We start from the raw sequence: 25749 nt of genomic DNA on the forward strand, positions 1-25749 counted from the left end.
GCTCCGGGGCGCCCAGGGTCAACCCCGGAGCGCCCCCCGGGGCCGGGGCTGGCAGCGGGGACAGCTGTACGAGGAGCGGTTCATGAACGCCTCGCGGCGCATCGGCGTCCCGCACCGCCGGCACGGCTCACCCTCCCGGCCGTACGCGTTGAGGACGCGGTCGAAGTAGCCGCTCTCGCCGTTGACGTTGACGTACAGGGCGTCGAAGCTGGTGCCGCCCTCGGTGATCGCCTCGCTGAGGACGTTGCGGACGTGGCCGAGCAGCCGCAGCGCGGTCGGCCCGGTCAGCGCGTCGGTCGGCCGGGCACCGTGCAGCCGGGTCCGCCACAGCGCCTCGTCGGCGTAGATGTTGCCGACCCCGGAGATCAGGGTCTGGTCGAGCAGCGCCCGCTTCACCTCGGTACGCCGTCGGCGCAGGGTGGTGACGAAGGCGTCGTCGGAGAACTCCGGGTCCATCGGGTCCCGGGCGATGTGCGCGATCTCCCCCGGCAGTTCCGCCCCGCCCTCGGAGACCGACAGCCCGCCGAACGTGCGCTGGTCGACGAAGCGCAGCTCGGGGCCGTCGTCGGCGAACCGGAACCGGACCCGCAGGTGCAGCTCGTCGGCCGCCGTGGCCGGCTGGATCAGCAGCTGGCCGGACATGCCGAGGTGGCCGACGACGGCGTCACCGCTGTCCAGGGGCAGCCACAGGTACTTGCCGCGCCGCCGCACGTCGCGCACCGTCCGCCCGGCCAGCACGTCGGCGAAGTGCGCCGGGCCGGCCAGGTGGCGGCGGACCGCCCGGGGGTGGCGTACCTCGACGGTGGCGATCCGCCGGCCGATGACCCACTGGGCCAGGCCCTGCCGGACGGTCTCGACCTCGGGCAGCTCAGGCATGGCCAGCCTCGTCGGCCGCCCGGGCGTCCAGCACGCTGCCGCCGGCCGGGTTCGCGGCGGACCCGTTCGCCCCGCCGGGCGCGCTCGCCCCCACCGCCGCCGCCGTCCCGGCCTCGCCGGCCGCCAGCTGTTCGGTCGCCGCCCGCTCGACGGCGTCCCGCTCGGCCTGAGCGGTCAGCTCGGCGGCGTCCCGCTCGGCCTGGTCCCGCTCGGCCTGGGCGGTCAGCTCCCGCCAGGCGGACTCGGCGGCACGCTGCTCGGCCTCCTTCTTGCTGCGCCCCTCCGCCCCGCCGTAGCGGTTGCCGGCGACCACCACCCAGGCGGTGAACGTCTTGAGGTGGTCGGGGCCGGTGCCCTCGATCCGGTACTCCGGGACGCCCAGCCCCAGCGCGGCGGTCAGCTCCTGCAGGCTGGTCTTCCAGTCGAGCGCGGCGCCCCGACCGGCCGATTCGGCCATCAGCGGGTCGAACAGCCGGTGGATCACGATGGCGGCGGTGTCGAGGCCGTACTGGAGGTAGATCGCGCCGAGCAGGGCCTCCAGGGTGTCGGCGAGGATGCTCGCCTTGTCCCGGCCGCCGGTGCTCTCCTCGCCCTTGCCCAACAGCAGGTACGCGCCCAGCCCGTCCGGGCCCAGCCCACGCGCCACGTCGGCGAGCGCGCGCATGTTCACCACGCTCGCCCGCAGCTTCGCGAGCTGCCCCTCGGGAAGATCGGGGTGGTTGTGGAAGAGCGCGGAGGTGATCACCACGCCGAGCACCGAGTCGCCGAGGAACTCCAGCCGCTCGTTGGTGGGCAGGCCGCCGTTCTCGTACGCGTACGAGCGGTGGGTCAGGGCCCGCTCCAGCAGTTCCGGGTTCAGCGAGACCCCGAAGGCGGACTCCAGGTGGCCGACGGGGGCCCGCCGCCGCTTGTCGTTGGTCATGATGCGGTTACCTCTTCGTTCGCGACCGGGCGGGCCGCGCGCGGCGGGCCCCCCGGGGCCGGCGCGGAGCACGCGGCCGGACGGGCCGGGACGGGACGGGCGGTCACAGTCTCACCTCGGTGTCGGTGGTGCGATCGGCGTGGTCACCGGGCTGGGCGGGGGTGTGCGGAGCACGATCGAGCAGCGCGGAGACCGTTTCGGTGGCCCGCCGACGCCACAGGTGGGCGGCGAGGGCGATGCCGGAGGCGACATCGTCCTCCCGGGCCGCGCCGTGGCAGACGACCACCGTCCCGCCCACCCCCAGCAGGGCAGCCGCCCGGGGGACACCGCCGCTGGCGGGCGGCCCGCCGGCCATCGCGTACGCGCCCTCGATCGCCTTGAGCAGCACGTTGCCGGTGAAGCCGTCGGTCACCACCACGTCGGCGCGCGCGCCGGAGGCGATGTCGTACCCCTCGACGAGGCCGACGTAGCGCGCTCCGTGGGGCAGCGGCACGGCGGCGAGCATCGGATCGGCGGTGCGCCGCAGCCGGTCCCCCTTGCCGGCCTCGGTCCCCACGGACAGCAACCCGACCCGGGGCTCGGCCACCCCGTGCGCGACGGCCGCATAGGCCGCACCGAGCACGGCGTGCCGGGCCAGCGTGGCGGGGCCGGGTTCCAGGGAGCCGCCGACGTCGAGCAGCACCACCGGGCCGGCGACCGCCGGCAGGGTGGCCACCAGCGCCGGCCGTCGTACGTGTGGCCAGCGGCCGAAACCCAGTGCGGCGGCGGTGACGGTGGCACCGGTGGCGCCGGCGGAGACCACCGCGTCGGCGGTCCCGTCGCGGACAGCGGTGACCGCCGCCCGAACGGTGCTGTCGCCGCGGGCGGCGACGGGGTGGTCGGCCATGCCGACGGCGGCCCGCACCGGCCGGACCGTGACCCGGGTGCGCTGCAGCGGGTCCAGGGCACCGATCAGCCCGTCGGCGACCTCGGCGGGGCCGACGAGCAGGAGGTGCAGGTCCGGGTCGGCGCGCATGGCATGCAGAGCGCCGTCAACCACGACGGCGGGAGCATCGTCCCCGCCGAGGAGGTCAACGGCGATCCGCACGGTGCCCGGCTCCACCGGGACGTCGGCCGGAACGGGCCGGCCGGCGACGGCGGGAGCCGGGGCACCGGGCGATCGCCAGGATGCACGCGCCACCCGACCTGGGGTCGGGGGCGTCACTCGGCGTCCAGGTCAGACCTCGATGACCTGGCGGCCGTTGTACGTGCCGCATACGGAGCAGGCGGTGTGCGGCAGCTTCGCCGACTTGCACTGCGGGCAGGCCACGGTCGCGACCACGGCCGCCTTCCAGTTCGCCCGGCGGGACCGGGTGTTGCTGCGCGACATCTTGCGCTTCGGGACGGCCACGGTTCTTACTCCTCTGTACGGGTCAGTTGCGACAGGCCCGCCCAACGCGGGTCGATCTGCTGGTGACTGTGGTCGGCCGGCAGATCGTCCCACTGCACCCCACACTCGGGGCACAAGCCTGGGCAGTCCTCGCGGCAGAGCGGGTTGGTCGGCAGCGCGAGCACCACCGCGTCCCGCAGCGCCGGCTCCAGGTCGATCAGATCGTCCTGCATCCGGCCCACCTCGTCCTCGTCGGTCGTTTCGTCCGTGGTGCTGTCCTCGTACGCGTACAGCTCCTGGACGTTCACGGCCACCGAGTCGTTGATCTCGCGCAGGCACCGGCCGCACTCGCCCCTGGCGAGACCGCTGACGGTCCCCGAGACGAACACGCCCTCGGACACCGACTGCAGCCTCAGGTCGAGGTCGAGGTCAGTGCCCTCCGGTACGCCGATCAACTCCCCGCCGAGGTCCGCCGGTGCCGGGACGACCCGCTTGACCGTACGCAACGCGCCAGGGCGACGCGGCAGGTCCCTCGTGTCGAGGACCAGCGGCGCCTTGGGGTTGAGTGATGAAGACGAGTGTTTGGGCATAGTCAGACTCCGGCCGGTGAGAGGCCGACAAAGCAGGTTACCTGGGCGACCGCCGGACCGTCGAACCGGGGGCGGCGCCCGACCCGCCTGTCGGCTGCTGAGGTGCCGCTCAGAAGGGTAGCGGGCGATCCGCCTCGTCCCCACCGAAGGTGCCGATCTCCCGCAGCGCGTGCATCTTGTCCCGACCGCGCTCTATCGAGGCGAGCGCCCGGGTGAGGAACTGCTCGAAGTTCGCCAGCGCGGTGTCGACGTAGTCGTCGACCTCCTCGCGCAGCCGTTGCGCCTCGGCCCGGGCCTCGGCGATGATCCGGGCCCCCTCGTGCTCGGCCGAGACGGTGATCTCGTTCACCGACACCAGGCGGGCGTGTTCCGCCTCACCCTCGCTGATGATCCGGTCGGCCTCGCGCTTGCCGGCGTCCATGATCTTGTCCCGCTCCTCCAGCAGGACGGCGGCCCGGCGCAGGTTGGCGGGGAAATCGGCGCGCATCTCGTCGAGGACGGCGATCATCTCGCCCCGGTCGACCATGCAGTTGTTCCGCGACATCGGGACGGAGCGGGCCTGCTCCACCATGGCGATCAGTTCGTCGATGCGATCGAGCGGGTCCACCGGTACCTCACTCCTGTCGTTCGTCGGCCGACCTACATGATGCGGGCTACGGCCGGGTTCCCGCTCGACCCATCATGTCGCGCCAGGGCCACCGCTTGCCGATCCACCCCGCCCGGCGCGCGTCGTGTCGCGCCCGACGGGGCCGATCGGGCACGGGTAGGCCCGACGAATCGCCCGCAACGGGGCGATCCGGTGGCCGACGGACGAGATCGGGCGCGCGGGTCAGGGGTGCGGGGTGAGGCGGGACCGGAGGGCGTCGCGGACCAGGTCCGGGACGTGGGAGGAGATGTCGCCGCCCCACTTGGCCACGTCCTTGACCAGGCTGGAGGAGAGGAAGGAGTAGAGCGGGTTGGTCGGCATGAACAACGTCTCCACCCCGGCCAGGCCGATGTTCATCTGGGCCATCTGGAGCTCGTAGTCGAAGTCGCTGACCGCCCGCAGGCCCTTGATCAGCACACTGGCCTGCTGCGCCCGGCAGAAGTCGACCAGCAGGCCACGGAAGGACGCGACCCGCACGTTGTCGTACGAGGACGTCACCTCCCGGAGCATGTCGATCCGCTCCTCGACGGTGAACAGGCCGCTCTTCGACTGGTTCACCAGCACGCCGACGATCACCTCGTCGAAGAGTCGGGCGGCCCGCCCGATGATGTCGAGGTGTCCATTGGTGACCGGGTCGAACGAGCCGGGACACACCGCACGTCTCATGAGCGGCGACCGTACCAAAGGGTGGTCTCGCCGTATCGACGGCTGCGCTCCCCGGTGACGCCCTGCACCCAGGCGACCGGTCCGGTCCGGCTGGACCGTTCCACCACCACCAGGGCGTCCGCAGCCAGCCAGTCGCCGTCGACCAGCGCGGCCAGCAGCTCGGTGACCTCGGCGTCGGGCACGGCGTACGGCGGGTCGGCGAACACCACGTCGTACGGCCCGCCGTCCGGCCCGGCCGCCAGCACCGTGGCGACCCGGCCGGTGACCAACCGGGCGGCCGGGGCGGCCCGCAGCGCGGCGATGTTCTCCCGGACCACGCGGGCGGCCCGGGGATCGGACTCGACCAGCAGCACGTGTGCCGCGCCCCGGGACAGCGCCTCCAGCCCGACCGCGCCGGACCCGGCGTACAGGTCGGCGAAGCGCGCCCCGGCCAGGTCCACGTCGGCCTGCACCGCGCTGAACAGGGCCTCCCGCACCCGGTCGGAGGTCGGTCGGGTGCCGGCGCCGGGCGGCGCGGCGATCCGCCGGCCGCCGAGCGTCCCGGCCACGATCCGGGTCACCGCCTGCTCCTGCTCATGCCCCGACGCTACGCGACCCGCGGTGCGGCACGGTGCGTGCCTACGGCGTCACGCCACGATCACCAGTCGTATATCAATGATCTCAAATTCATAACATCACTTCCGGAGGTTTCCGTGCGCTGTGCCGGCCGCCCCGTTCTCGCTAGGGTCTGCCGGGTGCCGGCCGCGTCCCGCCGGCCCACCGGCGCCGGGAGGCGTCGTCGCGGGCGCGCCGCACCCGGCCGCGACCGCTGACCCCCGCTACCCCGCGCCGCACCCCTGATGCTTCTTCACCCCCGGGAGTACGCGTGATCCGTCCCAAGCTGTCGCCGCGGCGGCCGATCGTCGTGGCCGCCGCCGCCCTGGCCGGCCTCGCCACGGCGTTCGCGGCGTCGCCGCCGGCGTTGGCCACCAGCCCGTCCCCGACCCCGTCGGCCTCCGCGGCCTCGCCCGCGCCGACGCCGTCCGCGAGCGAGTCGCCGGCCTCGTCCGCCCCGGAGGGGCCGAGCTGCGTCAGCGCCGCCGACGCGCGGTACACGCACAAATTCCGCGGCAAGCTCGGCGAGGCCAGCATCACGCTGGTCAACGGCCCGCTCTGCGAGGGCGAGGAGCAGGCCTTCGCGCTGGTCTCGTACGTTGCCCCGTCAACGAAGGTCGAGTTCCCGCAGTACGTGCTCAGCAAGTCGGTGGACAAGTTCACCTCGGTCGCCAAGGACGAGGTGGGCACCCGGTCCACGCTGAAGTTCAAGGTCGAGGTCCCCACCTGCTACACCCAGGTCGACTTCGTCTTCGGCGACAAGATCATTGACCCGCTGACGGAGAGCGACCGCTACCGCAACCGCAAGGTCGGCAGCCGCAAGGGCATCGGCTCCCAGTCCAAGGGCCCGGAGGCCTGGTACAACGGCGACGGCGGCAGCGGCACCTGTGAGGCCGCCCCCGAGGTGGTCGTCGAGTCCGACTGCACCGGCAAGGTCACGTTCAACCTGATCAACCGCGACGGCAACGCCGCGGCGAACTTCGTGATCACCACCGACAAGGGCTTCAGCAAGGCCGTCACGGTCGCCCTGCGCAGCATCGAGAAGGTCGAGCTGGACGCCGCCGCGGTGGACGGCCAGATCACCGTCACCGCGAACGAGAAGAGCCTCTGGACCGGCACCCAAAAGGCCCCGGCGGAGTGCCAGGAGCCCGAGGTCGGCGAGCCGGAGACCTCCTACGAGTCCACCTGCGACGAGCTGTTCCTGCTGGTCCAGAACCCGAAGAACGGCGTCAGCCTGACCTCGACCTTCACCCCGAGCACCGGCGAGCCGCAGACCGTCACCATCGAGCCGGGCACCAACAAGTCCGTGCGCTTCCCGGCCTCCAAGGGTCTGACCGTCGTCGTCACCGGCGACCTGGAGTCCGCCGAGCCGATCAAGTGGACCGCCCCGATCTCCGGCTGCGACGAGGGCGGCACCGGTGGTGGCGGCCAGGACGGCGGCCTGCCGGTGACGGGCGCGGCGGCCGGCGGCATCGCCGCAGGCGCTGTGGCCCTGTTGGCGGCCGGCGCGGTGCTCTTCGTCGTCGCCCGGCGTCGGCGGATCCGCTTCACCTCCTGACCCACCCTGACCCGCTGACCTGACGGGGTTCCCCCGAACCGCACGACCCGAGGGCGCGTCGACCACCCGGCCGACGCGCCCTCGCCCCATCCGGGCCGTCCCCCACCCCCGCAGAGTCGCGCTCTTCCACGGAAGCAGTGGCGTCGAGGCCACGAATTCCGTGAAAGAGCGTTCGTGGCGGGGCGCGGCGGGTGGGAGTGGTCAGTCGATGGTGAGGAGGTGGTCGATCAGGATTGGGGCGGCCGGGTCCTCGTCGTCGTTGGTCAGCACGACCAGCCGGCGGTCGGAGTCCGGCAGCCAGGCGACGAACCCCTTGAAGCCGAGGTTGTGCCCGGAGTGGTTGACCGACCGCTCCCCCGCCAACGGGCCGACGAAGCAGCCGTACCCGTACGCCTGTGGTCCGGAGCCGGTCTGCGCGTACGCGGTGATCATCCGCGCGACCGAGGCGGGGGTGATCAGTCGGGCGTCCCGCAGCCCGTCGAACCAGGCCACTAGGTCGTCGGCGGTGCACCAGACGTCACCTGCGCCCATGCTCACCGTGTCCAGATCCCAGGAGGGCACCGGACGGCCGCCGGAGTGGCCCGTCGCCACGTCGGCGCGTCCCGCGCCGGAGCCGGCGAAGCTGCCGGTCATGCCCAGCGGAGCGAAGACCTCCTCCGCCATGAAGTCCCGGTACGGCCGGTCGGCGGCCCGCTCGACGGCGCGGGCGAGCAGGACGTAACCCGGGCTGCTGTAGTGCCAGCCCGCACCGGGAGCGAACAGCGGCGGGAGCGCGCGGAACCTGGCCAGCAGCTCATCGGGGTCGATCGCGCCGGCCAGGTCGAGCAGCGGGTACTCCTCCCAGTGCCCGAGGCCCGAGGTGTGGGTGAGCAGGTGGTGCAGGGTGATGGGACGCCAGGCCGGCGGGCAGCTCGGCACCCACCTGTCGACGGGATCGTGCACGTCGAGTTTTCCCCGCTCGGCGAGGAGCAGGACAGCCGCGGCGGTCATGTTCTTGCTGATCGAGGCGATCTGGAACCGGGTCCGGCCGGAGCAGGGCTGACCGGTGGCATCGTCGGCAAGGCCGGTGGCCTGCTCGACGGCGCGCCGGTCGCCCCGGGCCAGCAGCACCATGCCACGAAGGAGGGATGGGGTCGACATCGGCCGATCCTAGGCGCGGACGCGCCTCCGGTGGGGCCGCCGACGACCCTGACGGCGGGCGGGGCCGCCCCTCCCGGTGTGCCGCGCCACACTCCGCCCGACGAGGCGGCCACCCGGCGCCCGATCCGGAGTCGATCACCCCGCCGGGGCGAGATCAGCCCTTCTCCAGGTACTCCGCTCGTTCCTCGTCGACCAGGGCGGCCACCGAGGCGGCGAGCGCCGGGTGGCGTTCCAGCTCCGGATCCTCCTCGACCAGGGCGATCGCCTCGGCCCGGGCGTCCCGGATCAGGTCGGCGTCGCGCAGCAGCGACAGCAGCCGCAGGTGCGAGCGCCGGCCGGACTGGGTGGCCCCGAGCACGTCGCCCTCGCGGCGCTGCTCCAGGTCCAGCTCGGCGAGCTTGAAACCGTCCGTGGTGGACGCCACCGCGTCGAGGCGCTCCCGGGCCGAGGAGCCCTCGGCAGCCTCGCTGACCAGCAGGCAGAGCCCGGCCGCCGAACCCCGGCCCACCCGGCCGCGCAGCTGGTGCAGCTGGGAGACGCCGAATCGGTCGGCGTCCAGCACGATCATCACGGTGGCGTTGGGCACGTCGACGCCGACCTCGACGACCGTGGTGGCGACCAGCACGTCCAGGTCGCCGGCGGCGAAGGAGCGCATCACGGCGTCCTTCTCGTCGGCGGGCAGCTTCCCGTGCAGGACGCCGATCCGCAGCCCGTGCAACGGCCCCTCGGCGAGCAGCGGGGCGACCTCGGTCACCGCGAGCGGGGGCCGTCGGCCGTTGTCGTCCTCCCGGGGCGGCTCCTCCTCCGACGCCGGCCCCTCTCCGATCCGGGGGCACACCACGTACGCCTGGTGGCCGGCGGCGGCCTCCTCGCGGAGCCGACGCCAGGCCCGGTCCAGGAAGGCCGGCTTCTCGGCGGCGGGCACCACGTGCGAGGCGATCGGCGAGCGCCCCTGCGGGAGCTGGGACAGTGTGGACGTCTCGAGGTCGCCGTAGACGGTCATCGCCACCGTGCGCGGGATCGGGGTGGCCGTCATCACCAGCACGTGCGGCGGTTGGTCGGCCTTCGAGCGCAACGCGTCGCGCTGCTCCACGCCGAACCGGTGCTGCTCGTCGACCACCACGAGGCCCAGGTCGGCGAAGTCCACCCCCTCGTACAGCAGGGCGTGGGTGCCCAGCACGATCCCGGCCCGCCCGCCGGCCACCTCGGCGAGGGCCTGCCGGCGGGCTGCCGCACCGAGCGAGCCGGTGACCAGTTCGACCCGGGTGGCGTCGTCGGCGGCGCCCAGCTCACCGGCCCGGGCGAGCGGGCCGAGCAGGTCGAGCATCCCCCGGTGGTGCTGGGCGGCGAGGACCTCGGTCGGGGCGAGCAGCGCGGCCTGCCCACCGGCGTCGACCACCTGGAGCATCGCCCGCAGCGCCACCACCGTCTTGCCGGAGCCGACCTCGCCCTGGAGCAGCCGGTGCATCGGGTGCGGGACGGTCAGGTCGGCGGCGATCTCCGCGCCGACCGTCCGCTGGCCGGGGGTCAGCTCGTACGGCAGCCGGGCGTCGAACGCGTCGAGCAGCCCACCGGCGCGCGGCGGCCGGGCCTTCGCCGGCCAGGCGGCGGCCCGGAGCTTGCGCTGCACGAGGGTGAGCTGCACGGCGAACGCCTCGTCCCACTTGAGCCGGCGGCGGGCCCGGTACAGGTTCTCCTTGCTGGACGGGCGGTGGATCTCGCGCAGCGCGGTGCCGATCCCGACCAGTTTGCGGTCGGCCCGGACGGTGGCGGGCTGCGGGTCCTCCGGCGGGGTGAGGGTGTCCAGCACCACCCGCACGCAGCGGGCGATCACCCAGGTCGGCACCGCCGCCGCGGCCGGGTACACCGGGATCAGCGCCCCGGCGAACTCCTCGACCTCCTCGCCGACCGCGGCCTCGCCGTCGTCACCGTCGCCGAGCATGACGTACTCCGGGCCGTTGAGCTGCCGTTTGTTCCGGAACTCGGTGACCTTACCGGCGAACAGGCCCCACCGGCCGGGGCGCAGCTCCCGTTCCCGCCACGCCTGGTTGCCGAAGAAGGTCAGGGTGAGCACGCCGCCGGAGTCGTCCCCGACGGTCACCTCCAGCAGGTTGCCCCGGCGCTGGCGCATCGGCCGCACGGCGGTTCTCTGCACCTGGGCCAGCACGGTGACCTGCTCGCCGACGTCCAGCGAGCGGATGTCGGTGTGCTCGCCGCGCTCGTCGTACCGGCGGGGGAAGTGGTAGACCAGGTCACCGGCGGTGTGCAGGTCGAGGTGCGCGGCCAGGGCCTTGGCCGTCTTGTCCCCGACCAGCTTCTTCAGCGGCGTGTCGACCGTGGCCGGCTCGGACGTCGTCATTCGACCCCCACCAGGAGCGGATAGTGCGGTTGGCCGCCCGGGTACGCCTGGACCTCCACGAACGGCCAGCGCCGGGCGACGTGCTCGCGGACGGCCTCGGCCAGCCCGTCGGGGGCGTCCGCGCCGGAGAGCAGGGTGACCAGCTCGCCGCCGCCGCCGAGCATCCGGTCGACCACGGCGGCGCAGGTGTCGGCCAGGTCGACGCCGATCAGGTGCACCTCCCCCTCGACCAGGGCGAGCACGTCGCCGGGGCGGCACGGGCCGGCGACGGTCAGCGCCTCCCGGCTGGCCCAGCAGACCTCGGCGTACCGGCACGCGCCCGCGGCCTCGGCCATCGCGATCACGTCGTCGGCGAAGCGGCGCTCCGGGTCGCGCACGGCGAGGGCTGCCAGCGCCTGCACCGGCGACCGGGTCGGCACCACGCTGACCTTCACCCCGAGCGCGTGCGCCTCCCGCGCGGCGGCGCTCGCCACGGCCTGGGTGTTCGGGTCGTTGGGCAGCACCACCACCCGGGCCGCCGCCGTGGCCCGGATGGCGTCGAGCAGCTCACCGATGGACGGGTTGCCCGGCAGCACCGTCGCCCCCTCGCCCTCGAACAGGTCCGCCATGCCGACGCCGGAGGCGACCACCACTGCCGCCCGGCCGTGGTGGGCCGGGGTCGGCGTGGCCACCTGGTCCGCGAAGCGGGTCACCGAGATCCGGTACGGCCGACCGGCCTCCACCCCCGCCTCCACGGCCGCGCCCACGTCGTTGACGTGCACGTGCACGTTCCAGGTGGTCGACGCCGCATCGGTGGCCCCGTCGCCGACCACCACCAGCGAGTCGCCGAGCCCGGCCAGGATCTCCCGCAGCCGGGTGACCGCCTCGGGCCCGGCGTCGAGCAGGAACTGCACCTCGTACGCGTACTCCGCCGAGCCGGTCTCCCGGGCGGCGGTGGCCGGCGGGCGGGCCTCGCGCGGGGCCGGCGCCGGCCGGGCCGGGCTCTCCCCCGTGATCACCTCGACCAGCGCGTCGAGCAGCAGGCACAGCCCCCGACCGCCGGCGTCGACCACGCCGGCGCGGGCCAGGGCCGGCAACTGCTCGGGGGTGCGCGTCAGGGCCCGGGCCGCCGCTCCGGCCGCCTCCTGGGCGACGATGCGCAGGTCGTCGCTGTCCGCCGACTCGGCCGCCCCGGCCGCCGCCGAGACCACGCTGAGCAGGGTGCCCTCGACCGGGCGGGCGACAGCGGCGTACGCCGCCGCGGTGGCGTCGCGCAGCGCGGCGGCCAGCTGGCGGCCCCGCACCGCCGGCACGGTGGCCAGGGCGTCGGCGAAGCCGCGCAGGATCTGCGACAGGATCACCCCGGAGTTGCCCCTGGCGCCGAGCAGCGCGCCGCGCGCCATCAGCCGCAGCGCGTGCCCGTGCGGGGTGGACCCGCCGTCGCCGACGGTGGCCAGGTCCATCGCCAGGGCCTGCTGGGCCGAGGTGAGGGTGAGCACGAGGTTGGTGCCGGTGTCGCCGTCGGGCACCGGGTAGACGTTGAGGTCGTCGATCTCCCCCTGGTGCCGGCGGAGCGCGGCCAACCCGCCCGCGCACCAGCGGCGCACCGCGGCGGCGTCGAGGGTGTCCAGCACGGCGAGAAGCCTACTGGCGCGCACCGACACGCGCCCGGGCCGACCGTCCCGTTCCGGCGTGTCCACTCGACAGGGGCCGGTTGGCCAGGCACGGGGGCATCGGGTAACCTGACCAGGTTGCCCGGGCAGCGCTTGGTGGCGACCTCATGAACGTTTCAAAACACCCAGGAGTATCCCGTGGCTAGCGTGTGCGACGTCTGTGGCAAGGGACCGGGCTTCGGCCACAACGTGTCCCACTCGCACCGGCGGACCAACCGCCGCTGGAACCCGAACATCCAGTCGGTGCGCACTCCGGCCGGTGGCGGTAACACCAAGAAGTTGCAGGTCTGCACCTCCTGCATCAAGGCCGGCAAGGTCACCCGCGCCTGACGCGGTAGCGCCGACCCACCTTTCGTCGAAAAGCCGGCGGGCCCCGAGGGCCCGCCGGCTTTTCGTGTCCGCCCTCGGGGCGGAGCGCGGCGAGGACGGGGGCGTCAGAGGGTACGGCCGAAGGAGAGGCAGCCGGGGGCGTCCTGGTAGTAGCCGAAGTTCGGGATGCTCTCGTACCCGGCCGAGGTGTACATGGCGATCGCCTCGGGCTGCTTGTCCCCGCACTCCAGGATGATCCGCTTGCGCCCGTGCTCGCGCGCCGACCGCTCGACGGCCACGAGCACCGCCCGCGCCACGCCCCGTCCGCGCGCCACGGGGCTGGTGTACATCCGCTTCAGCTCCGCGGTGTCCCCGGTGTCGCCGTGGCTGCGCCAGCCGCCGCACCCCACCGGCTCCCCGGCCAGGTACGCGACCAGGAACGCCCCGCCCGGCGGCTCGAACTCGACGGCGTCGACCGGGGTGTCGTCCCCGCTGCCTCCGTACCGCTGACCCAGGTCCGCCAGGGCGGCCCGGACGAGCCGCTGCGACTCCGGCGAGTCGAAGCGGGTCGCGCGGATCTCAATCTCACTCACCGGTGAAGGGTACGTCCCTGACCAGCCGTTACCGGAAGTGGTCCCAGCCGGTCGGTCCGGCGTACGGGACGCCGTCGACGGTCACGCCCCCGCCCTCGACCACCCGGCCGACCGGCCGCCACGGCGCGGGCAACGCCACCGCCGGGGGGAAGGTCGCGGCCAGCGCGTGGTCGTCGCCACCACCGAGGATCCACAGGTACGGGTCGACCCCGAGCGCCTGGGCGGCGTCGCTCATCTGCCGGGGCACCTCGAAGGCGTCCCGGCGCACGTCGATGCCGACCCCGCTCGCCCGGGCGACGTGTCCGAGGTCGGCCAGCAGCCCGTCCGACACGTCGATCATGGCGGTGGCGCCGAGCCGGGCGGCGTGCGGGCCGGCCGGGTACGGCACCTCGGGCCGCCGGTACGCCTCGACCAGCAGCTTCGGGGTGCGGAAGCCCCGGGACAGCACGGTGTGCCCGGCGGCGGCGTACCCGCTGCGGCCGGCCAGGGCCAGCACGTCCCCCGCCCGGGCGCCCGAGCGGACCACCGGGGCCAGCCCGCCCAGGTCGCCGAGGGCGGTGACCGCGATCGTCAGCGTCGGGCTGGCGGACATGTCGCCGCCGACCACGCTCGCCCCCACCGTGGCCGCCTCGGCGGCCAGCCCGTCGGCCAGCTCCTCGGCCCAGGCCGGGTCCAGGTCCGCCGGCATGCACAACGCCACCAGCAGCGCGGTCGGGGTGCCGCCCATCGCCGCGATGTCGGCCAGGTTGGCCGCCGCCGCCCGGTGCCCCACGTCCCGGGCGCTGGACCAGTCCCGCCGGAAGTGCCGCCCCTCGACCAGCACGTCGGTGGACGCGACGACGCGGGCGTCCGGCGCGACCAGCACCGCCGCGTCGTCGCCGGGCCCCAGCAGGCAGGCCGCTCCCTGTGGCAGCCGGGCGGTGACCCGGTCGATCAACCCGAACTCGCCGATCCCGGCCACGCTCATGCCCGTCCCCCGTCGCGCCCGTACCCGCCGTGGGCCCGGAACCGTCCCGCGCCCCATCCGCTGTCGCGCCCGTCGCGCTCGCTCACCGCTTCTCCTTGGCCACCGATAGGGATCAGACCTGGTCCGTAAGGTAGTTTCACCCTTCGGGCCGCCTACGGGCGGCGACGGACGGAGGTCGAGTCGTGGTACAGGCGTACATCCTCATCCAGACCGAGGTCGGCCGAGCGCGTGACGTGGCCGATCTGATCGCGGACCTTGCCGGCGTGGTACGCGTCGACGCCGTCACCGGCCCGTACGACGTGGTCGTGCTCACCGAGGCCAACACGGTCGACGAGCTCGGCAAACTCATCGTCAGCAACGTGCAGATGGTGCCCGGCATCACCCGCACCCTCACGTGTTCGGTGGTGCGCCTGTAAGTGGACGAGATCAGTTCCTCCTCCGACAAGACCGACAGCGCCGGCAAGACCGCCGGGCTCGACAGCGCCGACGGCGCCGACGGGCGGACCCAGGGCCCGCCGCGCCGGGACCGGGCCAACCGGAGCGCGGCGCTGATGGCCACGCTGATCGCCGTCCCGGTGACCGTGGCCGTCGCCGGATTCACCTTCGCCAAGCTCGCCCCGGACACCCCGGCCGCCGAGCCGGGCCCGTCGGCGACCAGCGTCCGGCCGCAGTCCACCGCGCCGGTCGAGATGGCCGCCCCGAAGCTGGCCGAGCGGCCCGAGATCGTGTGCCGCGCCCTGACGTCGCAGCTCCCGTCGACCGTGCGGGACGTGGCCCAGCGGCCGGTCACCGCCGGCCCCGAGCAAAACGCGGCGTACGGCGATCCGGCGCTCACCGTCGCCTGCGGCGGCGACGAGCCCACCCCCGGGTCCACCGACGACGTCTGGGTGGTCAACAAGGTCTGCTGGTACGCGGTCGAGGGGCCGGACGCGACCGTGCTCACCACCCTCGACCGGGAGACCGCCGTGCGGGTCACCGTCCCCCACTCGTACGGGGCGGCCCTGCAGTGGGTGAGCCCGATCTCCGACGTGGTGGTCGCCTCGGTGCCCTCCGGCGGCGCCGTCCCGGCCGGCTGCACGGGCTGAGCGCGGGCCGGCCCCGCTCGGCGCGGGGGGCCGGGTGCGGGTTCAGTGCAGGCCTACGCCGCGCCGCTGGGCGGTGCGGATCAGGCGGTTCACCAGCTTCGGGTACTCCAGCCCCGAGGCGGCCCACATCAGCGGGAACATCGACGTCGGGGTGAAACCCGGCATGGTGTTGATCTCGTTGAGGTAGACGTCCAGCTCGGGGGTGACGAAGAAGTCGACCCGGGCCAGCCCGGCGCAGTCCAGCGCGGCGAACGCGCGGACGGCGTACTCCTGGACCTGACGGGTGACGTGCTCGGGCAGGGGCGCCGGCAGGTCGTACTCGGGCTCGGAGAGGTACTTCGCCTCGAAGTCGTACCAGGCGTGCTCGCCGCCGGCGCGCACCTCGGCCAGCAGGGACGCCTCGGCCCCGCCGCCTGCCTCGCCCTCCAGCACGCCGCACTCGATCTCCCGGCCGACGATCGCGCCCTCGACCAGCACCTTCGGGTCGATCTCCCGGGCGACGGCGACGGCGGCCTCCAGGTCGGCCCAGTCGTCGACCTTGGTGATGCCGAACGACGAACCGGCCCTGGACGGCTTGACGAAGACCGGCAGGCCGAGCCGCTGCTTGTCCTGCTCGGAGAGGGTCACCCCGTTGCGCAGCACGGCGTACGGCCCGACCGGGATGCCCTCGGCGGCGCAGAGCTTCTTGGTGAACTCCTTGTCCATGGCGGCGGCGGAGGCGAAGACGTTCGCCCCGACGTACGGGATGCCGGCCATCTCCAGCATGCCCTGGATGGTGCCGTCCTCGCCGTAGGCGCCGTGCAGCACGGGGAAGACCACGTCGACGTCGGCGAGCACCTGGGGGCCCTCGGTCGGGTCGAGCACCATCAGCCCGTTGCCCGTCGGGTCGGCGCGCAGCACGATGTCGACGCCGGCCTCGGCGGTGATCTCCGGCAGCCGCCGGGCGCTGATCGCCAGGTCGCGATGGTCACCGCTGGTCAGCACCCACTTGCCGGCCCGGGTGATGCCCACGGGGACCACCTCGAACTCGTCCGGGTCGAGCGCGCCGAGCACGCTGCCGGCGCTGACGCAGGAGATGCCGTGTTCGGGGCTTCGGCCGCCGAAGACGAGGGCCACACGGGTCTTGCCTGGGGTGGTCACTCGGTCACCCTTTCGTCCGCGACTGCGAGGCTGATGGCGCTCACCCGGTTGACCTTACTGTGGGTGGCGAGACATGGATGCCGATACCCGGGGAGGGCGGCAATACACCGCAACCGGTCAACATCGCCTACACGCAGCGTAATCGCATCAACTCGGACGCTCGGGGCGGTCGGCGGACGACCGGAGGTCAGAGGCCGTACCGGCGGCCGACCGCGATCACCTTCACCCGCTGCCGGCCGGCCCGTACCATGCCCAGCGCCATGAACGCGCCGGCGATCCGGTCGGCCGCCTCCCGGCTGCTCGCGCCGACCACCTGACGGCGCCGCTCCGGTGCGCGCCGCTCGTCCCGGACGGGTCCGTCGACGGGCCGGACGTCGGTCAGCACCACGAGGAACCGGGTCATGGCCGTCCTCCAGTCCCGCCCCACTCCGACCGGGCGGACGCCTGCTCGGGCTCCGCCGTGGTCGCCGCCAGGCCGCCCGAACGGTCCCGGCACACGTAGGCCAGGCTCGCGTGGATCCACGCGTCGTCGTTGTCGCGGAGCACCGGATGCGCGCACCACCGGCACCGCGACACCCTGGGCCAGGAGGCGGTCACCGTCATGCGACTCCCTTCCGGTGCGTCCCGGGTGGCGGCACGCGGCGATCGGGTACGGGGGAGAAAACCCGATCGCCACGCGCCCCATCCCCTCCGGTCACTCACCACCACCGTCGCCACGACAACCGGCGGTGAGGAACTGGTCACACATTGACATGTGGATGGGCGTGAATGCAACTCTCATCGGCGTTCTCTCATGTACACCTTCCCGAAGATGTGTGTCACCATCAATGCATGGCACCGAAGACCGCCAGGGCCCGACGGCTCGGCATCGCGCTGCGTACCCACCGGGAGGCGGCCGGCCTCACCCTCGAAGCCGCCGCCGACGAGATCAACAGCACCCGGAGCACCCTGTCCCGGTACGAGAACGCCCAGACGCTGATCAGCCCGGCCACGGTGCGCGCCCTGCTCACCCTCTACGGCGTGGGCGCCGACGAACTCGCCGCGGCCGTCCAGCTCGCCAAGGACGCCCGCAAGCCGGGCTGGTGGGTGTCCTACTCGTACCTGCTGGACCGGCGGACCATCGACTTCATCGCGCTGGAGGCGGAGGCGACCGGCATCGCCAACTTCGAGCCCTCGGTGGTGCCCGGCCTGTTGCAGACGGCGGACTACATCCGGGCGGTGATGCGGGGCGGCCCGCACACCCTCAGCGACGACCAGGTGGAGCAGCGGGTCCACCTGCGACTCGACCGCCAGCAGCGGCTCACCGACGAGAATCCACCGATCCTCGACGCGATCATCGACGAGGGCGCGCTGCTGCGCCCGGTGGGCGGTGAGAGCGTGATGGAGGAGCAACTGCGCCACCTGCTCAAGACGTCCGAGTTGCCCAACATCACCGTCCAGGTGATCCCGCTGGCCGCGGGCTACCACCGGGGCACCCGGGGCTCGCTGCACATCCTGGAGTTCCCCGACCCGGAGGATCCGATCATCGCATCGGTGGAAACGGTGGCCGGGCAGATGGTCCTGGACCGGGCCGGTGACCTGCGCACCTGCACCAAGATCATGGAGCATCTACGGACGGTCGCACTCAGCCCCGCGGCCAGCCGGGAACAGCTTTTCCGCATCCTGAAAGGACGGTAGGACGATGACCCCGACGACGAGCGCGGCACTGGCTGCGGCGCGATGGCGCAAGAGCAGCCGCAGCGGCGACGAAGGCGCCTGCGTGGAGATGGCGGTCGTGCCCGACGCGATCGCGGTCCGCGACTCCAAGGACCCGGCCGGCCCGGCGCTGATCTTCGCGCCGACAGCCTGGACCGCCTTCGCCACAGCCCCACCCCGCCGCTGACCGCCGCCCGGCCGGCCGGGGGGTCCCGCCCCGGCCGGCCGGCGCGGCCCACCCCGGCCGGCACCCGCCGGCCCCTCGTCGTGGTCCACCCGCCGCCCGGTCCGCACCGCCGGCCGGCGGGTGGGCCACCACCAGACCCCGGCCCCCGCACCCCGGCGACCGCAGGCGGCGGCCTTCCGCTCAGGCGTCGAGAGCGGCGGTGACGTCGGCCAGCAGGTCCGCGGTGTCCTCCACCCCGCAGGAAAGCCGGACGAAGCCGGGGGCGGTGTCATCGCCCCACTGGGCCCGGCGGTCCGCCGTGGTGTGCAGGCCCCCGAACGAGGTGGCCGCGTCCACCAGCCGGGCCCCGTCGACGAACCGGCCGACCCGCTCGGCGTCGCCCAGATCGAACGCGAGCATCCCGGGCATCCGGCGCATCTGCGCCGCCGCCACCGGGTACGCGGGATCGTCGGGCAGGCCCGGCCAGCGCAGGCCCGTCACGTCGGGACGGCCGACGAGCAGCCGGGCCAGCGCCTCGGCGTTGGCGGACTGCCGGGCCAGCCGCAGGTCGAGAGTGGCCAGCGAGCGGTGCGCCAGCCACGCGTCGAACGCCCCGGGCACCGCGCCGGTGACGGTGCGCCAGGCGGTGACCGGGTCGAGCAGCTCCGGCGTACGGGTCGCCACGTAGCCGAGCAGCAGGTCGGAGTGCCCGGTCAGGGCCTTGGTGCCGGAGGCGACCACCAGGTCCGCGCCGAGATCCAGCGGGCGCTGGCCGAGCGGCGTGGCGGTGGTGTTGTCGACCGCGACGAGGGCGCCGGCGGCGTGCGCGTCCCGGGCCAGCGCGGCGATGTCGGCGACGTCCAGGCCCGGGTTGGCCGGGGTCTCCAGCAGCACCAGCCGGACCCCGTCGAACGACGGGTACGGCCCGGCGGTCGGCGCGAACAGCACCCGCACGCCGATCCCGGCGAGGGTGTCGGTGGCGAACGCCCGCATCGGGTAGTACCCGTCGGCGGGGAGCAGCACGGTGTCGCCGGGGCGCAGCAGCGCCAGCAGCAGGCCGGTGATGGCCGCCTGCCCGCTGGCGAAGACCCGGACGTCACCGCCCTCCAGCTCGCCGATGGCCGCCTCCAGCAGCCGCCGGGTCGGGTTGTCCGGCCGGCCGTACCCGTTCGGGGTCGCCGCCGGCCCCTGCCACGGGTCGAGGTGGTACGTCGCGGCGAAGACCGGCCCGGGCAGGAACGGCTGCCCCGGGGCCGGCTCGGGCAGACCGGCCCGGACGCAGCGGGTGCCGTCGCCGTCGCTGGCCGGTGCGCTCATGCGGGCCTCACTCGTACGACTCGGGCTTGGCGGTGCGGCTCATCAACAAGTCCACCGTGAGCCGGGGGTCCATCCCCTCGTGACAGATCCGCTCGATCTGCTCGGTGATCGGCATCTCCACCCCGTGCGAGCGGGCCAGGTCCCGGATGGCCAGGCAGCTCTTCACGCCCTCGGCGGTCTGCCGGGTGGCCGCCTGGGCCTGCTCCAGGGTCTCCCCCCGGCCCAGGTGCTCGCCGAAGGTCCGGTTGCGGGCCAGCGGCGACGAGCAGGACGCCACGAGGTCGCCCATCCCGGCCAGCCCGGCGAAGGTGATCGGGTCCGCGCCGAGTGCCACCCCGAGTCGGGCGGTCTCGGCCAGCCCCCGGGTCATCAGCATCGCCCGGGTGTTGTCGCCGAACCCCATCGCGGTGGCGATGCCGTACGCGAGGGCGATCACGTTCTTCACGGCCCCGCCCAGCTCACAGCCGATCACGTCGTCGTTGGTGTACGGCCGGAAGTACGGCGTCCGGATCGACGACTGGACTAGCTGGACGCGGCGGTCGTCGGTGCCGGCGACCACGGTGCCGGCGGGCTGCTCGGCGGCGATCTCGGGGGCGAGGTTCGGGCCGGAGACCACCACCACCCGGTCCGGGGTGACCCCGGCGGTCTCCACGATCACCTCGCTCATCCGCCTGGTGGTGCCCAGCTCGATGCCCTTCATCAGCGACACCAGCGTCGAGTCCGGATGCAGGTGGCCGGTCCACTCGGCGAGGTTGCCGCGCAGCGTCTGCGACGGCACGGCCAGCACCACGATCTCCGCGCCGGTGATCGCCTCGGCGGCGTCGGCGGTGCCGGTGACCCGCTCCGGCAGCCGCAGGTCCGGCAGGTACTCCGGGTTGTGCCGACGCGACCGGATCGCCTCGGCCACCGGCTGCCGCCGGGCCCAGATCGTCACGTCCCGGCCGGCGTCGGCGAGGATCTTGGCGAACGCCGTCCCCCACGACCCGGCCCCCAGCACGGCCACGTGGCCGGTCACGCCGCACCCCCCTCGGCCGGCAGGGAGCGGGTGACGGCGGGACGGGACGGCCGTTCCCACAGCGGTGGCGGCGTCCCGCCGCGGATCTCGGCGAGCTGGTCGCGCAGGCGCAGCATGATGGCCTCGGTCATCTCTTCCAGGGTGGCCTTGGTTGGCGTCGAGCCGACCCACCGGCTCAGGTCGACCGGCGGACCGGCGACCACGGTCACCGGGATGCGAGGCCGCAGGTTGAACCGGTTGGTCCGCGGGTCGAAGAGCTTCTCCGGGCCCCACATGGCGACGGGGACCACCGGGGCGCCGGTGGCCAGCGCCAGCCGGGCGGCGCCTGTCTTGCCCTTCATCGGCCACAGCTCCGGCTCGCGGGTGGTGGTCCCCTCCGGGTAGATCACCACCGCGCCCCCCTCGGAGAGCGCGGCGACCAGGGTGTCCAGCGACTTGACGGCGTCCGCCGTGCCCCGTTCCACCGGGATCTGCCGGCACCGGTGCAGGATCCAGCCCGCCACCGGCACCCGGAAGACGCTGGCCTTGCCGAGGAACCGGGGCCAGCGGCCCGCGTCGTAGACGAAGTGCGCGGAGACCAGCGGGTCGGCGTGCGAGAGGTGGTTCGGCACGATGATGATTCCGCCGTCGCGGCGCAACTGCTCCATGCCCCGCCAGGTGCGCCGGGTCCAGACCACCATCACGGGCTTCACCAGCAGCACGGCGAACCGTTGCCAGAACCCCAGCCTGCGCCGTGTCACCCTGCCTCCTCGTAGCCCCGACCCGCGCCGCACCCACCCGCGCTGCCCGCAGCGAAATCATGCCTGCTCGCCCCGGGTACGGCCAGTGCGGGTGCCGCCGCCCGACTGGCAGGATTGTCCCGTGCAGCAGCGAACCTGGACGGTGGTGGTACCGGTGAAGCGCCTCGGCGCGGCGAAGAGCCGGCTGCGCGGGGCGCTGCCCGGCGTACCCCACGAGGAGCTGGCGCTGGCCCTGGCGGCCGACACGGTCGCCGCGGTGCGGGCGTGCCCGGCGGTCGCCGCCGTGGTGGTGGTCACCGACGACCCGCTGGTGGCGGCGATGGCCGGCGCGGCGGGCGCGCGGGCCGTGCCGGACGTGCCGGACGCCGGCCTGAACGCCGCCTTCCGGCACGGCGCCGAGGTCGCGACCGCCGGTGGCGGGGCGTGGGTGGCCGGGCTCACCGCGGACCTGCCGGCGCTGCGCCCGGCCGAGCTGGCCACCGCGCTCGACGCGGTCACCGCCGGCCTTGCCGGGGTACGCCGGTTCGTGGCCGACGCCCCGGGGAGCGGCACCGTGCTGCTCGCCGCGCCGCCCGGCATGCCGCTGGATCCCCGGTTCGGGGTCGGCTCGGCGGCGGCTCACCTGGCGGGTGGCGCGTTGCCGCTGACCGGCGACTGGCCGACCCTGCGCCGGGACGTCGACACGGCCGCCGACCTGGCCGCCGCCGCCCGGCTGGGGCTCGGGCCACGCACCGCCGCCCTGGCCGGCGTCGACCGACCGGCCGCCCACCCGGGTTGACCCGACCGGCCCGGCGCGGGGTGTACGGTGCTGCCATGCAGGGCACGGTGGCCACCTACGACGCGGCGACGCGCAGCGGCGTGCTGCTCCTCGACGACGGCACCGAGCTGGCCTTCCCGGCCCGGGCGTTCGACGCCTCCGGGCTGCGGCTGCTCCGGCTGGGCCAGCGGGTCCGGATCGAGACCGACACCGTCGGGGAGATCGTCCGGGTGACGTTGCCGACGATGCCGTGAGCTACCCGCCCAAGTTCATTTTGCGTTAACCCGTTCCGGGACATTATGAGCGGGTGAGCACCCCTCGCGAGCAACCCACCGGCCCGTCCACCGACGACCAACCACCCGCCGACGACCGCCCCACCGGTGGGCGGGAAGCCGTGGACCCCACGCCCGTCCGCAACGGATCCCGCCAGCGCGGCGTCGACGGCCGCTTCCGCCCTCGGGAGACCGCCGAGGACGAGCTGGCGGCGTCCGGCCCGGCCGCCGGGGCGGCCTCCGCCGGGTTGGAGGAGGTGCTCGACGCGCCCAGCGAGCAGCCGACGGCGGCGGTCCGGCCCGCGCCCGGCCCTGACTCCGGCTCCGACGACGAGCCGACGCCGCCGGAGCCGCTGCCCGAGGACCGGTTCCTCAACCGGGAGCTGTCCTGGCTCGACTTCAACGCCCGGGTGCTGGCCCTGGCCGAGGACCCGCGCACCCCGCTGCTGGAGCGGGCGAAGTTCCTGGCCATCTTCGCCAGCAACCTCGACGAGTTCTACATGGTGCGGGTGGCCGGGCTGAAGCGCCGCCTGTCGGCGGGGCTGCCGGTGCGCGGCGGGGACCGGCTGCCGCTGCGCACCCAGCTTGAGCTGATCACCGAGCGGACCGCCGACCTGGTCGGCCGGCACGCCGCCTGTTCCGTCGACGACGTGCTGCCGAAGCTCGCCGCCGAGAACATCCGAATCCTGCGCTGGTCGGACCTGGACGCGCCCGAGCGGGAGCGCCTGCGCACCTACTTCCGCGAGCACATCTTCCCGGTGCTCACCCCGCTCGCGGTCGACCCCGCGCACCCGTTCCCGTACATCTCCGGGCGATCGCTGAACCTGGCCGTCGCCGTCCGCGACCCCGACGGCGGCTCGGAGCTGTTCGCCCGGGTCAAGGTGCCGAACAACGTGCCCCGGTTCGTCCGGGTCGGCCGGGACGCCCCCGGGGTACAGGTGCTCCCGGTCGAGGAACTGATCTCGGTGCACCTGGAGCAGCTCTTCTCCGGTATGCAGGTGGTCGAGTGTCACCTGTTCCGGGTCACTCGCAACACCGAGGTGGAGGTCGACGAGGACCGCGACGAGGACCTGCTCCAAGCCCTGGAGCGGGAGCTGGCCCGCCGCCGGTTCGGCCCGCCGGTACGGCTGGAGGTGGCCGCCTCCATCTCCGACCACATGCTGGAGCTGCTGGTCCGCGAGCTGGACATGGACGGCCACGACGTGCTGCGGGTCCGGGGCCTGCTCGACCTGTCCGCCCTGTGGCAGCTCTACGGCGACGCCGACCGCCCCGACCTGAAGGACCCGCCGTTCGTGCCGGCCACCCACCCCCGGCTCACCGAGGGCGAGGTGCCGCGCAGCGTCTTCGCCACCCTGCGGGACGGGGACGTGTTGGTGCACCACCCGTACCACTCGTTCGCGACGAGCGTGCAGCGCTTCGTCGAGCAGGCGGCGGCCGACCCGGACGTGCTGGCCATCAAGCAGACCCTCTACCGCACCAGCGGGGACTCCCCGATCGTCGACGCGCTGGTCGACGCGGCCGCCGCCGGCAAACAGGTGGTGGTGCTGGTGGAGCTGAAGGCCCGGTTCGACGAGGTGGCCAACATCGGCTGGGCGCGCACGCTGGAGCGCGCCGGCTGCCACGTGGTGTACGGCCTGGTCGGCCTCAAGACGCACTGCAAGACCGCCCTGGTGGTACGACAGGAGGGCACCCAGATCCGCCGCTACTGCCACATCGGCACCGGGAACTACCACCCGAAGACCGCCCGGCTGTACGAGGACTTCGGCATGCTGACCGCAGACCCGGAGATCGGCGCCGACCTCACCGACCTGTTCAACGTGCTCACCGGCTACAGCCGGCAGACCGCGTACCGGCGGCTGATGGTGGCCCCGCAGGGGATCCGGCGGGGGCTGATCGAGCGGATCGAGCGGGAGATCACCCACGTCCGGCTCGGCATGCCGGGGCTGGTGCAGTTCAAGGTGAACTCGCTGGTCGACGAGAAGGTCACCGACGCGCTCTACCGGGCGTCCCGGGCCGGGGTGCACGTGGACCTGCTGATCCGGGGCATGTGCACGCTGCGCCCGGGAGTGCGGGGGCTGTCGGAGAACATCCGGGTCCGGTCGATCCTCGGCCGGTTCCTGGAGCACTCCCGGATCTTCCGGTTCGGCAACAACGGGGCTGCCGAGTTCTGGATGGGCTCGGCCGACCTGATGCACCGCAACCTGGACCGCCGGGTGGAGGCACTGGTGCAGGTGAGCGACCCGGTGGCCAGGGCCGAGCTGGACCACGTGCTGGCCGCGGCGTTCAGCCCCGACGTGGAGGCGTTCGAGCTGGCCGGGGACGGCTCCTGGACCCGGCGGACGGGAGCGCCGGGCAGTCCGCTGACCCATCTGCAGGACCTGCTGCTGCGCCGCGTCGGCGGCACCCCCGGTTGAGCCTAGGCTGAGCGGATGTCGGAGGGGGAACGGATGATCCGGGCGGCGGGCGGGGTCGTCTGGCGCCCGGACCAGGACGACGTGCTGGTCTGCCTGGTGCACCGCCCCCGGTACGGCGACTGGTCGCTGCCCAAGGGCAAGCTGGAGGCGGGCGAGCATCCCCTGTCGGCCGCCGTCCGGGAGGTCGCCGAGGAGGCCGACGTGCGGGCGGTGCCCCAGGTCCGGCTGCCCACCATGCGGTACCGCAGCGAGGGCCGGCCGAAGGCGGTCGACTACTGGTCGATGCGGGCGGTCGCCGACGGGGGCTTCCAGCCCGACACCGAGGTCGACGGGATCCGCTGGCTCCCCGCCGGGGAGGCGACGCGCCTGGTCAGCTACCCGCACGACGCCGAGGTGCTGGCCGCGTTCGCCGCCCTGCCGCCGGTCACCGCGACGGTGGCGCTGGTCCGGCACGCCCACGCCGGCAGGCGCGGGACCTGGTCCGGCCCGGACGCCGGCCGACCGCTCGACGACACCGGCTGGGCGCAGGCGCACGCCCTGGCGCCCCTGGTGGCCCTGGTGCGCCCGGTCCGGCTGCTGTCGGCCTCGGCCCGCCGCTGCGTGCAGACGCTGGACCCGGCGGCGGCCCTGCTGGACCTGCCGATCGAGGTGGCCGGCGACCTCGACGAGCCGCAGCCCGGCCAGGACCCGGACGAGCGGGCGCTGGCCGCCGCGGCCTGCCTCACCGAGCTGGCCGCCGAGGGGGCCAGGGCCGGGGTGTGCACCCAGGGCAAGGTGATCCCCGGGGCGATGGAACGCCTCACCGGCCGCGCCGACGACTTCACCACCCCGAAGGGCGGCGGTTGGCTGCTCGCCTTCGCCGCCGACCGCCTTCTCGCCGCCGACCCCCTGTGACGGCGTCAGCCGG

At 74.0% G+C, this 25749-nt stretch carries 27 protein-coding genes and 1 pseudogene; 10 read left to right on the forward strand and 18 right to left on the reverse strand.

What is annotated here, in order from left to right:
- Window positions 1-18 precede the first annotated feature (18 nt).
- The 8 genes and pseudogenes from mutM to rsmD all read right to left on the reverse strand — a co-directional run bounded on the left by mutM (window position 19) and on the right by rsmD (window position 5629).
- Window positions 19-876 (reverse strand): bifunctional DNA-formamidopyrimidine glycosylase/DNA-(apurinic or apyrimidinic site) lyase, encoded by an 858-nt coding sequence (gene mutM / locus ACFYZF_RS06260; protein WP_387016548.1) that lies wholly within the window; start codon window positions 874-876, stop codon window positions 19-21.
- Between the two features lie 196 nt (window positions 877-1072).
- A pseudogene (gene rnc / locus ACFYZF_RS06265) lies at window positions 1073-1798 on the reverse strand (ribonuclease III); the annotation flags it as partial.
- A gap of 103 nt (window positions 1799-1901) precedes the next feature.
- Entirely contained in the window at window positions 1902-2900 is a 999-nt protein-coding gene (locus tag ACFYZF_RS06270; protein ID WP_387017114.1) for a phosphate acyltransferase PlsX, read from the reverse strand.
- 114 nt (window positions 2901-3014) lie between these two features.
- Window positions 3015-3188 (reverse strand): 50S ribosomal protein L32, encoded by a 174-nt coding sequence (rpmF, locus tag ACFYZF_RS06275; RefSeq protein ID WP_161687848.1) that lies wholly within the window; start codon window positions 3186-3188, stop codon window positions 3015-3017.
- Window positions 3189-3193: 5 nt separating this feature from the next.
- A complete protein-coding gene (locus tag ACFYZF_RS06280; RefSeq protein ID WP_387016550.1) occupies window positions 3194-3757 on the reverse strand; it encodes a YceD family protein in 564 nt (187 codons plus the stop codon).
- Between the two features lie 109 nt (window positions 3758-3866).
- Window positions 3867-4364: a hypothetical protein gene (locus tag ACFYZF_RS06285; RefSeq protein WP_387016552.1), complete on the reverse strand. Its 498-nt coding sequence runs from the start codon at window positions 4362-4364 to the stop codon at window positions 3867-3869.
- 222 nt (window positions 4365-4586) lie between these two features.
- Window positions 4587-5069, reverse strand: a complete 483-nt coding sequence (coaD, locus tag ACFYZF_RS06290) for a pantetheine-phosphate adenylyltransferase (protein ID WP_387016554.1) — start codon at window positions 5067-5069, stop codon at window positions 4587-4589.
- Complete coding sequence (rsmD, locus tag ACFYZF_RS06295) at window positions 5066-5629, reverse strand: 16S rRNA (guanine(966)-N(2))-methyltransferase RsmD (RefSeq protein WP_387016556.1); 564 nt, start codon at window positions 5627-5629, stop codon at window positions 5066-5068. The genes coaD and rsmD overlap by 4 nt, the downstream gene beginning before the upstream one ends.
- Before the next feature lie 305 nt (window positions 5630-5934).
- Here rsmD and ACFYZF_RS06300 point away from each other — a divergent pair, with 305 nt between their 5' ends.
- Window positions 5935-7221, forward strand: coding sequence for a hypothetical protein (locus ACFYZF_RS06300; protein WP_387016558.1), 1287 nt, complete (start codon window positions 5935-5937; stop codon window positions 7219-7221).
- A 201-nt stretch (window positions 7222-7422) separates the two neighbouring features.
- Here the strand turns inward: ACFYZF_RS06300 and ACFYZF_RS06305 are convergent, their stop codons facing one another.
- From ACFYZF_RS06305 to ACFYZF_RS06315, 3 genes are all read right to left on the reverse strand, one after another.
- Window positions 7423-8361, reverse strand: a complete 939-nt coding sequence (locus ACFYZF_RS06305; protein ID WP_387016559.1) for a serine hydrolase domain-containing protein — start codon at window positions 8359-8361, stop codon at window positions 7423-7425.
- A gap of 154 nt (window positions 8362-8515) precedes the next feature.
- Window positions 8516-10720, reverse strand: coding sequence for an ATP-dependent DNA helicase RecG (recG, locus tag ACFYZF_RS06310; protein WP_387016561.1), 2205 nt, complete (start codon window positions 10718-10720; stop codon window positions 8516-8518).
- Window positions 10717-12333, reverse strand: coding sequence for a DAK2 domain-containing protein (locus tag ACFYZF_RS06315; protein ID WP_387016563.1), 1617 nt, complete (start codon window positions 12331-12333; stop codon window positions 10717-10719). The genes recG and ACFYZF_RS06315 overlap by 4 nt, the downstream gene beginning before the upstream one ends.
- A 177-nt stretch (window positions 12334-12510) precedes the next feature.
- On the opposite strand from ACFYZF_RS06315, the gene rpmB reads away from it, so the two are divergent.
- Window positions 12511-12702, forward strand: a complete 192-nt coding sequence (gene rpmB / locus ACFYZF_RS06320) for a 50S ribosomal protein L28 (protein ID WP_007456456.1) — start codon at window positions 12511-12513, stop codon at window positions 12700-12702.
- A gap of 104 nt (window positions 12703-12806) precedes the next feature.
- Here rpmB and ACFYZF_RS06325 read toward each other — a convergent pair whose 3' ends face one another.
- Both ACFYZF_RS06325 and ACFYZF_RS06330 read right to left on the reverse strand, forming a co-directional pair.
- Window positions 12807-13274, reverse strand: a complete 468-nt coding sequence (locus ACFYZF_RS06325; RefSeq protein WP_387016565.1) for a GNAT family N-acetyltransferase — start codon at window positions 13272-13274, stop codon at window positions 12807-12809.
- Between the two features lie 28 nt (window positions 13275-13302).
- Window positions 13303-14241, reverse strand: a complete 939-nt coding sequence (locus ACFYZF_RS06330) for a thiamine-phosphate kinase (RefSeq protein ID WP_387016567.1) — start codon at window positions 14239-14241, stop codon at window positions 13303-13305.
- 182 nt (window positions 14242-14423) lie between these two features.
- Here ACFYZF_RS06330 and ACFYZF_RS06335 point away from each other — a divergent pair, with 182 nt between their 5' ends.
- Both ACFYZF_RS06335 and ACFYZF_RS06340 read left to right on the forward strand, forming a co-directional pair.
- Window positions 14424-14657 (forward strand): Lrp/AsnC ligand binding domain-containing protein, encoded by a 234-nt coding sequence (locus tag ACFYZF_RS06335; protein ID WP_161687828.1) that lies wholly within the window; start codon window positions 14424-14426, stop codon window positions 14655-14657.
- The gene (locus tag ACFYZF_RS06340; RefSeq protein ID WP_387016568.1) at window positions 14658-15326 is read left to right on the forward strand and encodes a DUF3515 family protein; all 669 of its coding nucleotides are present in this window, start codon (window positions 14658-14660) and stop codon (window positions 15324-15326) included. It begins immediately after the preceding gene.
- A gap of 42 nt (window positions 15327-15368) precedes the next feature.
- Here the strand turns inward: ACFYZF_RS06340 and ACFYZF_RS06345 are convergent, their stop codons facing one another.
- Both ACFYZF_RS06345 and ACFYZF_RS06350 read right to left on the reverse strand, forming a co-directional pair.
- Window positions 15369-16466 (reverse strand): D-alanine--D-alanine ligase family protein, encoded by a 1098-nt coding sequence (locus ACFYZF_RS06345; protein WP_387016570.1) that lies wholly within the window; start codon window positions 16464-16466, stop codon window positions 15369-15371.
- Window positions 16467-16653: 187 nt separating this feature from the next.
- The gene (locus tag ACFYZF_RS06350) at window positions 16654-16869 is read right to left on the reverse strand and encodes a hypothetical protein (RefSeq protein ID WP_350888482.1); all 216 of its coding nucleotides are present in this window, start codon (window positions 16867-16869) and stop codon (window positions 16654-16656) included.
- A 428-nt stretch (window positions 16870-17297) separates the two neighbouring features.
- Between ACFYZF_RS06350 and ACFYZF_RS06355 the strand changes: the two genes are divergently transcribed.
- Window positions 17298-18143 carry a helix-turn-helix domain-containing protein gene (locus tag ACFYZF_RS06355; protein ID WP_387016572.1) on the forward strand — a complete coding sequence of 282 codons (846 nt, stop codon included), beginning with the start codon at window positions 17298-17300 and terminating at the stop codon, window positions 18141-18143.
- 4 nt (window positions 18144-18147) lie between these two features.
- A complete protein-coding gene (locus ACFYZF_RS06360) occupies window positions 18148-18348 on the forward strand; it encodes a DUF397 domain-containing protein (protein ID WP_387016573.1) in 201 nt (66 codons plus the stop codon).
- Window positions 18349-18528: 180 nt separating this feature from the next.
- Here the strand turns inward: ACFYZF_RS06360 and ACFYZF_RS06365 are convergent, their stop codons facing one another.
- The 3 genes from ACFYZF_RS06365 to ACFYZF_RS06375 are packed head-to-tail and all read right to left on the reverse strand — an operon-like array spanning window position 18529 to window position 21399.
- A complete protein-coding gene (locus ACFYZF_RS06365) occupies window positions 18529-19644 on the reverse strand; it encodes a cystathionine gamma-lyase (protein ID WP_387016574.1) in 1116 nt (371 codons plus the stop codon).
- A gap of 7 nt (window positions 19645-19651) precedes the next feature.
- Window positions 19652-20659 carry an NAD(P)H-dependent glycerol-3-phosphate dehydrogenase gene (locus ACFYZF_RS06370; RefSeq protein ID WP_387016576.1) on the reverse strand — a complete coding sequence of 336 codons (1008 nt, stop codon included), beginning with the start codon at window positions 20657-20659 and terminating at the stop codon, window positions 19652-19654.
- The gene (locus ACFYZF_RS06375) at window positions 20656-21399 is read right to left on the reverse strand and encodes a lysophospholipid acyltransferase family protein (RefSeq protein WP_387016578.1); all 744 of its coding nucleotides are present in this window, start codon (window positions 21397-21399) and stop codon (window positions 20656-20658) included. The genes ACFYZF_RS06370 and ACFYZF_RS06375 overlap by 4 nt, the downstream gene beginning before the upstream one ends.
- Window positions 21400-21520: 121 nt before the next feature.
- On the opposite strand from ACFYZF_RS06375, the gene cofC reads away from it, so the two are divergent.
- The 4 genes from cofC to ACFYZF_RS06395 all read left to right on the forward strand — a co-directional run bounded on the left by cofC (window position 21521) and on the right by ACFYZF_RS06395 (window position 25736).
- A complete protein-coding gene (cofC, locus tag ACFYZF_RS06380; protein WP_387016579.1) occupies window positions 21521-22177 on the forward strand; it encodes a 2-phospho-L-lactate guanylyltransferase in 657 nt (218 codons plus the stop codon).
- A gap of 35 nt (window positions 22178-22212) precedes the next feature.
- On the forward strand, window positions 22213-22410 hold the full coding sequence (locus ACFYZF_RS06385; RefSeq protein WP_350885811.1) for a cold-shock protein: 198 nt from the start codon (window positions 22213-22215) through the stop codon (window positions 22408-22410).
- A 140-nt stretch (window positions 22411-22550) separates the two neighbouring features.
- Window positions 22551-24842 carry an RNA degradosome polyphosphate kinase gene (locus ACFYZF_RS06390; protein ID WP_387017115.1) on the forward strand — a complete coding sequence of 764 codons (2292 nt, stop codon included), beginning with the start codon at window positions 22551-22553 and terminating at the stop codon, window positions 24840-24842.
- A gap of 15 nt (window positions 24843-24857) precedes the next feature.
- Window positions 24858-25736: an NUDIX domain-containing protein gene (locus ACFYZF_RS06395; RefSeq protein WP_387016581.1), complete on the forward strand. Its 879-nt coding sequence runs from the start codon at window positions 24858-24860 to the stop codon at window positions 25734-25736.
- Window positions 25737-25749 lie beyond the last annotated feature (13 nt).

The sequence above is a fragment of the Micromonospora sp. NPDC001898 genome (assembly GCF_042891255.1).
GTDB lineage: Bacteria > Actinomycetota > Actinomycetes > Mycobacteriales > Micromonosporaceae > Micromonospora.